This window comes from Actinophytocola xanthii, assembly GCF_001921205.1.
GTDB classification, from domain to species: Bacteria; Actinomycetota; Actinomycetes; order Mycobacteriales; family Pseudonocardiaceae; genus Actinophytocola; species Actinophytocola xanthii.
The window spans coordinates 26602-42256 of the sequence record NZ_MSIE01000022.1 but is presented as its reverse complement, the minus strand read 5'-3'; the positions used below and the strand labels follow the sequence as shown (position 1 = coordinate 42256).

General features: G+C 72.1%; 11 protein-coding genes. 8 read left to right on the top strand and 3 right to left on the bottom strand.

From position 1 onward, the window contains the following. The coding region (locus BU204_RS13880; RefSeq protein WP_408608008.1) for a helix-turn-helix domain-containing protein at positions 1-216 on the bottom strand (216 nt) is incomplete at its 3' end. Between the two features lie 77 nt (positions 217-293). On the opposite strand from BU204_RS13880, the gene BU204_RS13875 reads away from it, so the two are divergent. Genes BU204_RS13875 through BU204_RS13855 form a run of 5 tightly spaced genes read left to right on the top strand, consistent with a single transcriptional unit; the run spans position 294 to position 4235 of the window. Then, positions 294-863: a TetR/AcrR family transcriptional regulator gene (locus tag BU204_RS13875; protein ID WP_233160253.1), complete on the top strand. Its 570-nt coding sequence runs from the start codon at positions 294-296 to the stop codon at positions 861-863. Between the two features lie 22 nt (positions 864-885). After that, positions 886-2208 (top strand): MATE family efflux transporter, encoded by a 1323-nt coding sequence (locus BU204_RS13870; RefSeq protein WP_075126069.1) that lies wholly within the window; start codon positions 886-888, stop codon positions 2206-2208. Positions 2209-2210: 2 nt separating this feature from the next. Then, the gene (locus tag BU204_RS13865; RefSeq protein WP_198942870.1) at positions 2211-3002 is read left to right on the top strand and encodes a glycosyltransferase family 2 protein; all 792 of its coding nucleotides are present in this window, start codon (positions 2211-2213) and stop codon (positions 3000-3002) included. Further along, positions 2995-3354 (top strand): DUF2304 domain-containing protein, encoded by a 360-nt coding sequence (locus tag BU204_RS13860; RefSeq protein ID WP_143229503.1) that lies wholly within the window; start codon positions 2995-2997, stop codon positions 3352-3354. Before BU204_RS13865 ends, BU204_RS13860 begins: the two co-directional genes overlap by 8 nt. Next, positions 3351-4235 (top strand): glycosyltransferase family 2 protein, encoded by an 885-nt coding sequence (locus BU204_RS13855; protein ID WP_075126067.1) that lies wholly within the window; start codon positions 3351-3353, stop codon positions 4233-4235. The genes BU204_RS13860 and BU204_RS13855 overlap by 4 nt, the downstream gene beginning before the upstream one ends. 17 nt (positions 4236-4252) lie before the next feature. Here BU204_RS13855 and BU204_RS13850 read toward each other — a convergent pair whose 3' ends face one another. Then, complete coding sequence (locus tag BU204_RS13850; RefSeq protein ID WP_075126066.1) at positions 4253-6217, bottom strand: DUF6541 family protein; 1965 nt, start codon at positions 6215-6217, stop codon at positions 4253-4255. A gap of 85 nt (positions 6218-6302) precedes the next feature. Next, entirely contained in the window at positions 6303-8330 is a 2028-nt protein-coding gene (locus tag BU204_RS13845; protein ID WP_075126065.1) for a DUF6541 family protein, read from the bottom strand. A 323-nt stretch (positions 8331-8653) separates the two neighbouring features. Here BU204_RS13845 and BU204_RS13840 point away from each other — a divergent pair, with 323 nt between their 5' ends. From BU204_RS13840 to BU204_RS13830, 3 genes are all read left to right on the top strand, one after another. Beyond that, entirely contained in the window at positions 8654-11017 is a 2364-nt protein-coding gene (locus BU204_RS13840; protein WP_083661302.1) for an RCC1-like domain-containing protein, read from the top strand. Positions 11018-11074: 57 nt separating this feature from the next. Further along, positions 11075-13576: an RCC1 domain-containing protein gene (locus tag BU204_RS13835; protein ID WP_075126063.1), complete on the top strand. Its 2502-nt coding sequence runs from the start codon at positions 11075-11077 to the stop codon at positions 13574-13576. Positions 13577-13675: 99 nt separating this feature from the next. Beyond that, positions 13676-15628, top strand: coding sequence for a glycosyltransferase (locus tag BU204_RS13830; RefSeq protein ID WP_075126062.1), 1953 nt, complete (start codon positions 13676-13678; stop codon positions 15626-15628). The last annotated feature ends 27 nt before the right edge of the window (positions 15629-15655 follow it).

Here is a 15655-nt window from a genome sequence, read left to right as displayed (position 1 = left end):
CACCATGCCCGGGTCGAAGCTGTAAAACGTCGCGGCCACCAGCTCCGCGCTCGCCGCGCCCAACGGCGCCGACCGCCAGGCGAAGTAGCTCGGCCAGCGCGTCTCGACGTCGAAGCCCAGCTCGGCGGCCCGCGCGAACGCCTCGGGCGCGTAGTACAGCGTGGCGTGGATCGGTTCGAGCAGCTGCCACATCCGGCGGACCAGTCCGAGTTCCATGATCTCTCCCAACCTGGCGGATCTTGTCACTGGAAAGATAACAGCAGATGTTGTCACTGACTAGATAGGCTGTGCCGGTGAGCACCTATCACCACGGAGATCTGCGCCGGGTCCTGATCGCCGCCGCGCTCGACCTGATCGCCGAGCGCGGCCCGGCCGCGGTCAGCCTGCGGGACCTCGCCCGGGCCGCCGGTGTGTCGCACGCCGCCCCCGCACACCACTTCAAGGACAAGGCCGGCCTGTTCACCGCGATCGCCGTCCAGGGCCAGCGCATGCTCGCCGACGCGCTGGCCGAGGAGCTCGAGAACAGTGGGGACCTGCGGCTGCTGGGGGTGCGTTACGTGCGGTTCGCCGCCCAGCACAGCTCCCACTTCGAGGTGATGTACCGCCCCGACCTCTTCCACCAGGACGACCCCGAGCTGGTCGAGGCCCGTGCGCGCACCTCGGACCTGCTCCGCGCGGCCATTCCCGGTGACGGCCGCGCCGCCGACCGGCAGGTGCTGGCCGCCTGGTCGATCGCCCACGGCTTCGCCACCCTGCGGCGCGCCGGCAACCTCGCCCACCTGCTGCCGGACCGCGACGCCGAGGCGGAGTTCGCGGAGATCGCCGGCCTGCTCGAGATGCGGACCCGAAACCCTCCGGCGTGACGGCGTTCTCTACCGTGAGCGCGTGGTCAGCCTGCGGCAGCGATTCGGTCCGGCGCTCTACATGGGGGGCGGGCTCGCGCTCGTCGGCGCGGCCGGCTACGGGTTCGTCGCGCTCGCCGGGCACACGCTCCCCGCCGCCGAGGCGGCCGCCGTGGCCAGCCTCTACCTGCTGGTGAACATCATCGGACCAGGCCTGTTCTCCGCCCTCGAGCAGGAGACCAGCCGTGCGGTCAGTGCCGAGCTCGTGGCCGGCCGGGGCTCCGGCCACGTGATGCGGCACGCGGTGCTGCTGGCCGCGGGGATGCTCGCCGCCGTGGTGCTCGTGCTCCTGGTCGTCTCACCGGTGCTGACCGGGCAGGCGCTCGCCGGTCGGTGGGGTCTGTTCCTGGCCGTGCTGCTCAGCGTGGCGACCTCGGCCGCCGTCTACCTCGTCCGCGGCCTGCTGGGCGGGTCCCAGCGCTTCGGTGGCTACGGGGCGACGCTGGCCGCCGAGGGCGTCGCCCGGATCCTCCCCTGCATCGCGATCGCGGTGTCCGGCGCGCCGAACGCGGTCGGATACGCCTTGTTCTTCGCTGCCGGCTCCGGCTTCGGCGCGTTGGCCGGGGTGTTCTGGCTGCGCCGCCCCGCCCAACCCGCTGACGTCGACCCGGCGGAGATCGAGCCATCCACCGGCTCCCGGGGGCAGATGGCGCGTGGGTTGTCCTTCCTCGTCGGCGGCACCGTGCTGATGCTCGTGGTGATGAACGTGGCACCGGTCGTGGTGACCCCGCGCCTGGGCGAGCAGGCCGCCACGGCCGCCGCCTTCGCGTCAGCGTTCGTCCTCGCCCGGATCCCGCTGTTCCTGTTCGCGCCCGTGCAGGCGATGCTGCTGCCCGCGCTGACCCGGGCCGCCAGCCGTGGGGAGTACGGCGAGGTGCGGGCGAAGCTGCGGCTGATCCTGCTCGCGGTGGCGGCGATCGGCCTGCCCGCGGTGCTGGTCTCGTTCGTCGTCGGCCCGTGGGCGGTCCAGGTGCTCTTCGGCGCCGAGGTTCGGCTGTCGGGGGTCGTCGTGGGCCTGCTCGGGGTCAGCACGATCGGTCTGATGGTCAGCCAGGTGCTGCAGCCCGGGTTGATCGCCCTGGGGCGGCACCGCGTGGTCACCGGCGCCTGGCTCGCCGGGGCGGTGGTGCTGGTCGCGCTGCTCGCCCTGCCCGGCGACCCGATCCGGGCGGGTGTTCTCGCGCAGCTGGCGGGGGCCGCGCTGGTCGTGTCGATCATGCTTGCGGCCCTCGGCAGGACGCTGCGCACGCGCATGGCACCTTCGGGTGAGCGGGCGAGTGCGGGCGTCGTGACGACATCCGGCTAGTCTTGGCAGCCGTGTCAAGCAAGACGCCCGATGTGCGCGCGCTCATCGTCGTTCCGGCCTGGAACGAGCAGCTGACCGTGGGGGACACCGTCCGAGAGATCCGCGCCGCGACCCCGGACCTGCCGGTGCTGGTCGTGAGCGACGGTTCCACCGACCGCACCGCGCACGTCGCCCGCGAGGCGGGGGCGATGGTGCTCGAGCTCCCCTTCAACCTCGGCGTGGGCGGGGCCATGCGGGCCGGCTTCCGCTACGCGGTCCGACACGGCTACACGGCCGCGGTCCAGGTCGACGCGGACGGCCAGCACGACCCCAACGAGGTCCCGCGGTTGCTGGAGAAGCTCGACGAGGCCGACATCGTCATCGGCGCCCGGTTCTCCGACGGCACCGACGACTACAAGGTCCGCGGCCCCCGCAAGTGGGCCATGGTCGTGCTGTCCAAGGTGCTCTCCACGCTCGCCAAGACCAAGCTCACCGACGCCACCTCGGGTTTCAAGGTGACCGGTGGCCGGGCCCTGCCGGTGTTCGCCGAGCACTACCCGGTCGAGTACCTGGGTGACACCGTCGAGTCGCTGGTGATCGCGTTGCGTGCCGGATGCCGGGTGGCGCAGGTGCCCTCGCGCATGCGTCCGCGCCGTGGCGGCACCCCGAGCCACCGACCGATCAAGTCCGCGATCTACCTCTTCCGTGCCGGCTTCGCGCTGGTGCTCGCGCTGATCCGGCGGTGGGACGTCTCGCCGCTGGTCGAGCCCGTGCCGGTGCGCGCGCCGATCAAGGAGGGCATCTCCAGTGACTAGCACCTACCTGGTCGCGCTGGTGGGCAGCGTGATCATCCTGGCGGGCATCGTCGAGCTGCTGCGCCGCCGCCAGCTCGCGGAGAAGTACTCCGTGCTCTGGCTGGTGGTCGGGATCCTGCTGCTCGTGTTCACCGCCTTCCCCGGCTTGCTCACGTCGCTGTCCGCGGCGCTGGGGGTCGCGGTCCCCACCAACCTGATGTTCTTCGTGGGGATCCTGTTCCTCGTCGGGGTCGTGCTGCACCTGTCCTGGGAGGTCTCCCGGCTGGAGAACGAGACGCGCAAGCTCGCCGAGGACCTGGCGATCCTGCAGCTCGAGGTCAGCCAGCAGAAGCGCGAGAACGTCGCCGAATGAACACCATCCAGATCATGATGCCGTTCTACGGCGACGTGGCGCTGATGCAGGAGGCGGTGCGGTCGGTACTCGAGCAGGACGACCCGCGCTGGCAGCTGACCGTCGTCGACGACGGCGACGACCCGGCGGTTCCGCCGTGGTTCGAGGCCCTCGACGACGACCGGGTGCGGTATCTGCGCAACCCCCGCAACCTCGGGCTCACCGAGAACTTCAACCGCTGCCTCGAGCTCGTCGAGCACGAGGTGTTCACCCTGATGGGCTGTGACGACCGGCTGCTGCCGAACTACGTCGCGACGATGCTCGACATCTGGGCCGACCACCCCAAGGCCGGCATGGTCCAGCCGGGAGTCCGAGTGATCGGCAGCGATGGACGGCCCACGAAGACGCTGGTCGACGAGGCCAAGCGGCGCCTGTACGCGCCGAAGTTCGACGGCCGGCTCGAGATGTCCGGCGAGGATCTGGCGGTCAGCCTGCTGCGCGGCGACTGGCTGTACTTCCCGTCGCTGTGCTGGCGCACCGAGGTGGTCCACGGCGTGCGGTTCCGCGAGGAGCTCCGGGTGATCCAGGACTTGGCGCTGCTGATGGAGCTGGTCACTCGGGAGGCGACGCTCGTGGTCGACCAGACGGTCACCTTCGAGTACCGCCGCCACAACGCGAGCGAGTCGTCGTCGACCGCGTTCGACGGCTCGAGGTTCACCGAGGCCGGCACCTTCTTCGTTGACGTCGCGCGCCAGCTGGACGCCCACGGGTGGCCGAGGGCGGCCCGGGTGGCCAGGCTGCACCTCTCCTCGCGCCTGTTCGCGCTGACCATGCTGCCCCAGGCCCTGCGTCAGCGCGCCGGGATCGGCCCCCTGGCCAGGCACGTATTCGGCCGCGGCTGAGCTGAGGAGCGGGGCGCTCAGCCGTTCGGCTCGGCAGAGGTGTCGCAGGCAGTCAGCCGGTAGAGCTTGCTCGGACCCGAGGAGTCGACCAGCTCGAAGCCGGAGCTCGTCCCGGGGTCGTCGAGACCCTCGAAGTACTCCCACTGGTCGTCGCTCGGGCGGAACTCCACCCCGCCGACCAGCAGGTATTCCACGCCGAGGTCGGTCGCCGCCGCACACACCTCGGGGTCGGTCGCCGCGGCGTCGAGGTGACCGGCGAGGTAGGTCTGCTCCTCGCTGTAGGCCGCCCGGAAGTGCGGGAACAGCACCTTCCGGTCCTCCAGCGCCCACAGCAGCGAGCTGCCGGTGAAGGGGTTGCCGGCGACCACCGCGTCCGCCGGGATCTGCTCGGCGATCCGGTCGTAGAACTCCCGCATCTCCGCGGTGACCAGCGTCGCGCGCGGCCGCTCGAGGTAGCCGATCGAGACCCGGTCGCGGCGGTCGGTCGGGTAGAGACCGGCTGTCGCGACGACCAGGACCGCGGTCAGCACGACGGCGACCGCCACGCTCGGGGCGGTGGCCACCCGGCGTCGCCAGTCCGGCTTGTCGGCCGTCGCGGCGAGGATCCTGCCGGCCAGGTACAGGATGCCGCCGACGGCGAGCGGTACCCCGGTGATCGGCAGGATGGCCGCCAGCCGGTGCGAGTCGTTGTACCAGTAGCCGGTGAACTTGCGGGTCTCCGGGACGTTGACCGCGGCCGCGAGCACGAACAGGAACCCGACCACGACGTGTCCGGCGAGCAGCAGCCGCATCTCCGTGCGCCGCAGGCCCGCCAGCGCGCCGACGATCACGACCAACGACAGCAGCCAGAGCGCGCCGTACTTGTTGGTCGCGTTCAGCACCACCTCCCCGACCGCGGCTGCCTTGGTCTCGAACGGCGGCCAGTACTGGTCACGGGTCGGCGCGAAGGTCGGCGTGGTCGCCGTCCAGTACCAGGCCACCGCGGCCAGGATCAGCACCGTGAGCACCTCCGCCGCGCCGCGCCTGGTCCGGCCCTCCCGGTGCAGCCGCCAGCCGCGTTCGAACAGCCTGGCGCCGACCGGGAACACCGACAGCACGGCGACGGAGAACAGCACGTTCGGATGGGCCAGGCCGGCCGCGACCACCCCGACGACCAGCGCGAGCCAGGCGCGGGGGATCCCGAGCGCGTCGTCGCGGGTCCAGTGGGTCAGCGTCAGCACGACGGCCAGCAGGGCCGGGGCGAACGCCATGCCGAGCAGGTTGGGCCAGAGCACGCCGAAGCCCAGCAGGTTCCACGGGAAGGCGGTGAACCCGAGCGACAGCACCCCGGTGACCACGAGCGCGGCGACGTTGCGACCGAACACCTGGCGGGCGAGCAGCAGGCAGGCGAGGGGCCACACGACGACCGCCCCGACCGCGGTCACCAGGTTCGCGGCCAGCGGGATGCTCGCGCCGGTCGACAGCATCACCAGCGAGGCGAGGTCGTGCCAGGCGGCCGGGTAGAAGCTCGGCGGGACCTCGGTGTTGCCGAGCGTGCCCAGCGTGAGCGAGGAGGCGTTCCCGGTGTCCCCGATGTAGGCGAGCGCGTTGTAGTGGAACACCGCGTCGTAGGTCTGGGAGAGGGTGTCGGGCGCCTCGATGGCCATGAGGATCGTGATCGTCCCGAGTACGAGCGCTGGGACGAACCCCCCGAGAGCGGCCAGCGTGACCGGCCGGGGGTCGGCTTCGGGCCGCGGGAACCAGCGCCGGGTCGCCACGGTCACCGCGGCCACGAGCAGGACGGCGACCCCGACGCCGGCCAGCGCCACCGGCACCGACCACCGCAGGCCGAGCCCTCCGGCCACGACCGCGGTCGCGGCGATGATCGCGATGCTGGCGACCGGGGCGAGGCCCGCGGCGACGATCCCGCGCAGACCGGCCAGGTAGCCGGCCACGAGGCCCGGTACGAGCAGCCAGGCGGCGACAACCAGGGCTGTCGGCACAGCTTGTAACCAGGTCATAGCGCGCAGTACCTCGAATCCGTCGGCCAGGCAGGGTCTGGCGGGGGATTCTATTCAGCCGCGCGCATCACCTCGGCGGGCTCGTGGCGTTGGGCACACCGGCCCCGCCGTCCTCACAGGCGGCGATCTTGTACAGCCTGGTCTCGCCCGAGGAGTCGAGCAGTTCGAAACCAGGCGTTCCGGCGGACACGGCGATGTCGCCGATCCCCGCGTAGTAGCCCGCGTTGTCCCTGACCTTGGTCTTGCCGATCAGGACGTACTCGACGCCGAGGTCTCGGGCGTACTGGCACACCTTGGGGTCGCTGGTGGCCTCGTCGATGTTCCGGGCGAGGTACTTCTGCTCCTTGCTGTGGCTGGCCAGGAAGTGCGGGAACAGCACCTTCCGGTCCTCCAGCGCCCACAGCATCACGCTGCCGTCGAAGGGGTTGCCGGCGACCACCGCGTCCTCCGGGAGCCGGTCGCCGATCTCGTCGTAGAAGGCCCGCATCTCGTCGGTGACCAGCTGGGCCTTCGGCTCGCGCGGGTAGGTGAAGGTGATCCGCTCCTCCCGGTCCTTCGGGTAGAGCAGGCCGGTGGCGCCGATCAGCACCAGCGTGAGGCCGACCGCGACCGGGGTGGCGGCGCGGAGCCGGCGCAACCGGGACAACGGCTGGGGGACCGGGCGGGGGACCCAGGTCGGGACCTTCTCCAGCACCAGCGTCGCCAGCAGCAGGACCCCGCCGACGGCGAGCGGCACCGCGGTGATCGGCAGCATGGCGGCCAGGCGGTGCGAGTCGTTGTACCAGTACCCGATGAACTTCTGGGTGTCTGGCCGGTTGATGGCCGCGGCCAGCACGAACAGGAAGGCCGTCGCCAGGTGGCCGGCCACGATCAGCCGCAGCACCGGGTAGTGGCGACGCGCCGCGACCACCCCGGCGATGACGACGGCGGAGAGCAGCCACAGCGCCTCGTGCCCGTTGGTGGAGTTGAGCAGCACCTCGCCGACCGCGTTGGCCGGCGTCTCGAACGGCCGCCAGATCCAGCCCCGGGCGTTGGCCAGCGCCGGCGTCGTCGCCGCCCACCACCAGGCGACCAGCAGGACGCCGACGAAGACCACCAGCTCGCCGACCCCGCGGACGGTCCGCCCGTCGCGGCGCAGGCGCAGCGCGCGGCGCAGCAGCGTGGCGCCGACGAAGAACACCGAGAGCACGATCAGCGAGAACAGCACGTTGGGGTGCGCGAACCCGGCGGCGACGCCGCCAACCACCAGCAGCAGCCAGGCGCGGCCACGGCCGATCGCGTCCTCCCTCGCCCAGCCGGTCAGCGTGGCCACGACGGCGAGCCCCGCCGGGGCCATCGACATGCCGAGCAGGTTCGGCCAGAGCACGCCGAAGCCCATCAGATCCCACGGGAAGGCGGGGAAGCCGATGCTGAGCACCCCGGCGACGGCCAGGGCGGCCCGGTTGGGACCGAACAGCTGGCGCACCAGCAGCAGGCAGGACAACGGCCACAGCAGCACGGTGACCGAGCCGGCGAGCATGTTCGAGGCCGTCGGGATGTCCGTCCCGGTGGACATCATCACCAGCGAGCCGATGTCGTGCCAGGCCGCCGGGTAGAAGGCGGCCGGGATGTCCGGGTTGCCCAGGGCGCTGAGCGTCAGCGAGGAGGCCTGGTGGGTGTCGCGGATGTAGGCCAGCGCGTTGTAGTGGAACGGCGTGTCGAACACCTGCGAGATCGCGTCGGGGCTGCCCATCGCCCGCACCACCGCCGCGATGCCGAGGACGAGGACGGGCACCATCCCGGCGACCGCGGCCAACGTGACGCCGCGTGGGTCGGGCCTGGTCGCGAAGAAGGCGCGGCGGCGCAGCAGAACCGCGCCGAGGCCGACCACCAGCACTGCCGCGCCGCAGGCGGCCAGCACCACTGGTACCGACCAGTCGATGCCGAGCATCTCGGCGCCGACGGCCGTCGATGCGATCAGGGCGATGCTGACGATCGGAGCCAGCCCCCACGCGGCGACGCCGCGCAGACCGAGCAGGTAGCCCACCGCCAGCCCCGGCCCCATCAACCAGGCTGCGGTGACCAGGGCGACGGGAACGGCCTCGAACCAGGTCATGGATACCTCGACATCTGTGCCTCTTCCCCCAAGTTGGGCGGGGTGATTCTAGGAAGGTGCCCGTCATACGCGAGAGCCGGCCATCGCGTTGCACACCGCGCCAAACCACACCATAGAGCCATCGGCATAACGATTTGTGTACGCACTTTCCCCGCATGCCCCCATGGGCTGGCGTTTGGGTGAAACGATCCCACCCGATCGGGCGATGAGCGGACCGAGTGCGTAACGAGCTCTCTCGCCAGAATCACTCCTCAGGGGCCGGCATGTCGTGGGCTGTGGCGTGTCGCGCTCGCCTGGTGTTCGGCGTGGGGGAGAGGTAGCGCATGGGTAGGAAAGTCGTTGTCGCGGCGGTGGTCGCGTTGGTGGCGGGGCTCGCGGTGGCCGGCAACCAGCCGGAGGTGCCGACGCCGGTTCCGGTCGCCGCGGACGTGGGCTCCTCGTTCACGGCCGTCACGCCCGCACGCGTGCTCGACACCCGCAACGCGATCGGGATCGGGACCCGCACGCCGGTCGGCCCCGGCAAGACGATCACGCTCAACGTCTCGTCGCGGGTACCGGCGGGGGCGACCGCGGTCGTGTTGAACGTCGCGGGCATCAGCCCGACCTCGGCGACCTACGTGAGCGTGTTCCCCGCTGGCGCCGCCCGGCCGGCGACGTCCAACCTGAACCTGGTCGCCGGCGACATCCGGCCAATCCTCACCACGGTCGCGCTCGGCACCAACCGCGGCGTGACCTTCTACAACAACACCGGCAACGTCCACCTGCTCGCCGACCTCGCCGGGTACTACGCGCCGGGCACCGGCGCCAAGTTCACCTCGCTGTCGCCGACGCGCGTGCTCGACACCCGGGTCGCCCCCGCCTCCCCGCTGGGTGCCGGCGCGACCCGCGAGATCGACCTGAGCACGCGGGTGCCGGTCGCGGCCACCGCGGTCACGCTGAACGTCACCGCTGTCGGCGCGACCAAGGGCACCTATCTCACCGCCTGGCCCACCGGGCAGACCAGGCCCGGGGTGTCCAACCTGAACCTCAACGCCGGCAACACCCGGGCGAACATGGTCACGGTCCCGCTCGGCGCGAACCGCCGGGTGAGCCTGTACAACCTGACCGGCTCGGTGAACGCCGTAGCGGACGTGACCGGCTTCTACACCCCCGGGGCGGGTGCCACGTTCGTGCCGAGGACCCCGGTCCGGGTGTTCGACACCCGCACCGGCGCCGGAACGACCGGCGTGGGGCCGATCGGCCAGGACTCCCGGGTTCCGGTGAACCCGGGTACGCACGTGCCGGCCAACGCGACGGCGGCGCTGCTGAACGTCATCGGGGTCAACCCCACGGCGTCGACCTCCCTGACGGTGTGGGCACGGGACGGGCGCCCGGACGGGAGCGTGTCGACCCTCACCCTCGCGCCCGGCGAGATCGCGGCGACCCCCACGATCGCGGCGCTGTCCACGATGGAGCAGCTCACCGCCTACAACTCCCGCGGCAGCGTGCACGCCGTCGCCGACCTCGCCGGCGTGTTCGTGACCCCGAACCCCGCCTGCACCCTGGACTGCGCCTACACCTGGGGCGGCAACGAGTCCTGGGCGCTCGGTACCGGCCAGCGGGTGCCCAAGTCGGCAACCCCGGCGCAGGTGGTCGGCATCTCCGGGGTCAGGTCGCTGACCGGCGGTCGCGGTGCCACCCGCCTCGCGCTGCGCACCGACGGCACCGTGCTGGCCTGGGGGCAGGCTCCGTTCGGGCAGCTCGGCGCCGGCTGGAGCGCCGTCGGCTGGTCGGCTGTGCCCACCCCGGTCCCGGGGCTGGACGACGCCACCGCGATCGCCGTCGGGCGCTACCACGCGCTCGCGCTGCGCGAGGACGGAACCGTCTGGAGCTGGGGGGCCAACTTCGAGGGCGGGCTCGGCGACGGTCAGCTGACGGACTCCGCGGTGCCGGTGCAGGTCTCCAACCTGACCGGGGTCACCGCGATCGCGGCCGCCGACGCCACCAGCTACGCGCTGCGGGAGGACGGCACGGTCTGGGCCTGGGGCGGCAACACCAACGGCGCGCTCGGCGACGCCTCGCTCGCCGAGTACGCGGTGACGCCCGTCCAGGTCTCCGGGCTGACTGGGGTGACCGCCATCGCCGGCGCCGGTAGCGGTGGGTACGCCCTGCGCGGCGACGGTGGCACCGTGTGGTCCTGGGGCGCGAACTGGGACGGCGAGCTCGGCAGCGGCACGAGCTGCGACCCCGGCACCGCCAACGGGTGCTTCTCCCGTGTCCCGGTCCAGGTCTCCGGCCTGACCGGGGTCACGGCCATCGGCGCGACCCCGGCCGGTTCGCACGGTGCGACCGGCTTCGCCGTGACGAACGACGGCGCCGCCTGGGCCTGGGGCACCAACGACCGGGGCACCCTCGGCAACGGGGGCGCCTGCCAGGCGAACACCCGCGCCGGCTGCCACTCGCCGGTGCCGGTGCGCGTCTCCGGGCTGGAGGGGGTCACCGGCATCGCCGGCGGACCCGGCGTCGGCTACGCGCTGCGCTCGGACGGCAGCGTCTGGGCCTGGGGCGAGAACGCACTCGGCGAGCTCGGCAACGGAGCCGGCTGCGGGGCGCCGGCGACCTGCCTGTCCACGGTGCCGGTGCGGGTCACCGGCCTCTCCCGCGCCTCGGTGGTCACCCCCGGTGGCGCGATCGTTCCCAACCCCTGAACCGGCGAGCCCGGGACAACACAGATCTCCAACAGAATCACCGAAAGGACACGCCCCGTGCTGCTGCGCAGGTCGGTCGTACTTCTCACCACGCTGGCCGCGGCACTCGCCGTGACCAGCACCGCGACGTCGGGGGCCGATCCGGGCCCACCGGAGGTGCGGCTGGATTCGGTGGCCGCCGCCGCCGCCGACTTCGTCCCACCCAGCAAGACCGCCGCACTGCGGGCGACGACGGCGGAGTGGGCCGAGGACGGTGCCGCCGCTCGGGCGCAGAGCCGTGACGTCGGGGTCGCGGCCGCGGCGAACTCCGGCGGCTCGTCGTTCACCTCGCTCACCCCGGTCCGGGTGCTCGACACCCGCAACGGCATCGGCGTGCCCACCGCCCCGCTGCCCTCGCGCGGTGTGGTGACCCTCGACCTGGGCTCCCGGGTGCCGGCCAACGCGACGGCCGTGGTCCTCAACGTCACCGGCATCACGCCGACCGCGGGCACCTACGTCACCGTCTGGCCCTCCGGGCAGGACCGGCCCGATGCGTCGAGCCTCAACCTGCGTGCCGGGGAGATCCGCCCGAACGCGGTGACCGTCGGGCTCGGCCCGGACGGCGCCGTTCAGTTCTACAACAACGCCGGCAACACGCACCTGCTGGCCGACCTCGCCGGGTACTACGCCCCGAACACGGGCTCCCGGTTCACCTCGATCGCGCCGACCCGGGTGCTGAACACCCGCGCCTCCGGCGGGGCGCTCCCGGCACGCGGCACGCGCACGATCAACCTGTCCGGGCACGTGCCGGCCACCGCCACCGCCGTCACGTTCAACCTGACCGGTGTCGGCGCCACCACCGGCACCTACGTCACCGCCTGGCCCACCGGGCAGGCCCGGCCCAACGCCTCGTCGCTGAACCTGGCCGCGGGGGCGACGACGCCGAACCTGGTCACGGTCGCGCTCGGCACCAACCGCAGCGTGACGCTGTACAACAACGCCGGGAACGTCCACCTGATCGCCGACCTGGCCGGCTACTACGCCACCGACCGGGGCCATTCCTTCTACCAGATGACCCCGCTCCGCGTGATCGACACGCGACCGGGTGACCCGCTGCCCGGCGGCTGGATCGCCGAGGTCAGCCTTGCCAACCAGCTGCCCGCCTCGGCGAGCGCCGTCGTGTTCAACCTCGTCGGCACGAACGTCACCGCCAGCACCTACCTGACCGCCTACCCGACCGGCGCCACCCAGCCAAACGCGTCGAACCTGAACCTGGTCCGCGGCCAGACCTCGGCCAACCTGGTCACGGTCGCACTCGGCACCGGCCGCGGCGTCGACATCTACAACCTGGCCGGCAACGTCGACTTCCTGATGGACCTGGCCGGGTACTTCGCCCCGCCGCCCGCGGCCTGCACCGTCGACTGCGTGCACAGCTGGGGCGACAACGAGTACGGCCTGCTCGGCGTCGGCACGACCGGCGGTGCCTCCGACGCGCCGGGCCGGGTCGACGGTCTGTCCGGGGTCACCCAGGTGACCGCCGGTGAGATCAACACCTACGCGCTGCGGTCCAACGGCACGGTCTGGGCCTGGGGCCTGGACGATGCCGCCGGCCTCGGCACGGGCCGGCCCTGGGGCCTGTCGACGGTCCCGGTGCAGGTCAGCAACCTGTCCGGAATCACCCAGGTCGCCGCGGGTGCCTACGCCGCGTACGCCGTGGACAGCTCTGGCCGCGCGTGGGCCTGGGGGAGCAACTACAACGGCGCCCTCGGCGACGGGACGATGACCGAGCGGCGGACGCCGGTGCGGGTCGCCAACCTGCCGGCCGACGTGGTCCAGGTCGCGGGCGCCTACGAGACCGGCTACGCGCTGCGGTCCAACGGCACGGTGTGGGTGTGGGGCGCCAACGGCGGCGCGTTCGGCAACGGCAGCTACGGCACCGGGTGCGACCAGTCCCCGGTCGGTCCCGGCTGCCGCTCGCTGACCCCGATCCAGGTCCCCGGCCTCACCGGGGTCGTCTCGATCACCGCCACCCGGGCTGCCGTCTTCGCGGTCAAGGCCGACGGCTCGGTCTGGGCGTGGGGGTTCAACGACGCCGGGCAGCTGGGCATCGGCACGGCGGGCGGTCCCGCGTGTTCCACCAACGTCCAGGCGCCGGACTGCATGGCGCTCTCGCCGGTGCAGATCCCCAAGCTGACCGGCGTGGTCGAGGTGGCTTCCGGTAGCGGCGCCGCGACCTACGCCCGCAGGAGCGACGGCACGGTGCTCTCCTGGGGCTTCAACGGCGCGGGCCAGCTGGGCAACGGCACGGTCGGCACCGACTGCGCCACCCCGGAGGGGCCGAACTGCGTTCAGACATCACCCGGTCCGGTGGAAAACCTCACCGAGGTGACCGACCTCGCCGGCGGCTACAACCACGGGGTGGCCCTCCGCGCGGACGGCACGGTCTGGACGTGGGGCTCGAACAGCTACGGCCAGCTCGGCAACCAGTCCCTGTTCACCGAGGTGCCGACGCAGGTCGAGGGGGTGTCCGGGGCGAGCGCGGTCGGCGGCGGCGGCTGGGGCTCGTACGCGGTGTCCTGACGCCGCCCGACGGGGGCGTCGTGACCTAACGGTAATCACCCACGACGCCCCGAGTAGGCTCAACGGCCGAACCACCCCCCTCCGGAGGACTGAACTCGAATGCTCGGTAGTACCCCGACCACGAGTGACGCGGTTTCCAACATGCCGGCGTCCGCGCCGGACGACCGGCTCGTGGAGCACGCACCAGAAGGCCGGTTGGTGGCTCAGCGCGGCCTGTTCCGCGGACCGGACCCGGTCTGCCCGGAGGACCTGTACGCGCAGGTCGTCCTCGGTAGCGCGGTCCGGGAGCGGGAGCGGCTCGTGGTGCACGCGGGGTCCGAGGTCACCATGGACACCTACTTCGGGCGCTTCCCGGCCAGTTACTGGCAGCGCTGGACCGTGGTGGACCAGGTGGACATCGAGGTGACGGTGACCGGCTCCGGCCGGGTCGCGCTGGTCGCCTCGGACGTCGAGGGTGAGACCCGTACGGTCGCCGCGCAGGACCTGACGGACCTGCGCGGCGACCGGGTCACGCTGAGCGCCACGCTGGACAAGTTCCTCGACGGCGGTTTCCTGTGGGTGCAGTTCACCACCGGCGACGAGGACCTGGTGGTGGAGTCGCTGCGCTGGACGGTGGAGCCGCCCCACCAGTTGCGGCCGACGGCCGTGGTCATCTGCACGTTCAACCGGGCCGACGACTGCACGAAGACCCTCCAGTCGCTGGCCGCCGACCAGGGCGCGCTCGAGGTGCTGGACGCGGTCTACGTGGTCGACCAGGGCACCGACACCGTCGCCTCGCGCAAGGCGTTCCCGTCCATCGAGCAGGGGCTCGCCGGGCGGCTGCGCTACCTGCGCCAGCCCAACCTGGGTGGCGCGGGCGGCTTCGGCCGCGGCATGTACGAGGTCACCCGGCCGGGGCGAAGTGAGCACGCGAACCTGCTGTTCATGGATGACGACGTGCTGTGCGAGCCGGAGATCGCGGTCCGGCTGACCGCGTTCGCCAACCGCACGGCCAAGCCCACCATCGTCGGTGGGCAGATGCTGCGGCTGCTGCATCCCACGCACCTGCTGGCGGGTGCCGAGTACGCCGACTTCGCCCAGCTGGTGCCGGGCAAGGTCGTGCGCAACGCCCTGGACGACGTGGACCTGCTCGCCGAGGAGGTCGACGAGGACGGCGTCCCGACCGGCGGGGTCAACCGGGGCGACCGGCGGGTCGACGCGGACTACAACGCCTGGTGGTCCTGTCTGATCCCGGCCGAGGTGGTCGCGGCGATCGGGCTGCCGATGCCGCTGTTCTTCCAGTGGGACGACGTCGAGTACGGCTACCGGGCGCGCGCCAACGGCTTCGCCACGGTGACGCTGCCCGGCGCGGGTCTGTGGCACGCGGACTTCGACTGGAAGGACATCGACAAGTGGAACGAGTACTTCGCGGTCCGCAACGCGATGATCGTGGCGACGCTGCACGCTGAGATCGACCCGAAGCAGACCGCCCGCGTGCTGACCTCGCGGATCTCGCGGTACCTGCTGTCGATGCAGTACGGCCTGGCCGCGACCCTGATCAAGGCCGCGGAGGACTTCCTGGAGGGCCCGCGCTTCCTCGGCGACGGCGGGGCGAGTGCTGCCAAGCAGGTGCACGCCCTGCGCGCGGACTACCCCGACACGATCATCCACCCGCCCACGGACGTGCCCGGCCTCGACGCCGGCTCGATCCAGCAGATCCAGGCCGGCCCCACGCCGAGCCACAACCGCCTGGTGCTGCTCAAGCGGCTGGTGTACCTGGCCCTCGGGCGCACCGCGCACGAGATCGGCGCGGTGTCCCAGAAGGACGCCACCTGGTGGCATGTCTCCCAGTTCAAGACCGCGGTGGTGACCGACGGTTCCCAGGGCGGCGTCCGCGTCCGCCGCAAGGACCGTGAGCTGACCGTCAAGCTGGCCAAGCAGACCGCGAGGGTGGTCCGCCGCCTGGTGGCGGAGATGCCGAGGCTGCGCGAGGAGTACCGCGCCGCCGCTCCGCAACTGACGAGCCGAGAGAACTGGCGCCGCCTCTACAACCTCGACCGCGACGAGGTCTAGCGGCGGATTCCCGCCAGCGGCCGGGGT

What these genes read in the sequence shown, in the direction of transcription:
- BU204_RS13855 (WP_075126067.1), top strand. Translation starts at nt 3,351, where the DNA reads ATGAACACCATCCAGATCATGATGCCGTTCTACGGCGACGTGGCGCTG.
- BU204_RS13845 (WP_075126065.1), bottom strand. Translation starts at nt 8,330, where the DNA reads ATGACCTGGTTCGAGGCCGTTCCCGTCGCCCTGGTCACCGCAGCCTGG.
- BU204_RS13840 (WP_083661302.1), top strand. Translation starts at nt 8,654, where the DNA reads ATGGGTAGGAAAGTCGTTGTCGCGGCGGTGGTCGCGTTGGTGGCGGGG.
- BU204_RS13830 (WP_075126062.1), top strand. Translation starts at nt 13,676, where the DNA reads ATGCTCGGTAGTACCCCGACCACGAGTGACGCGGTTTCCAACATGCCG.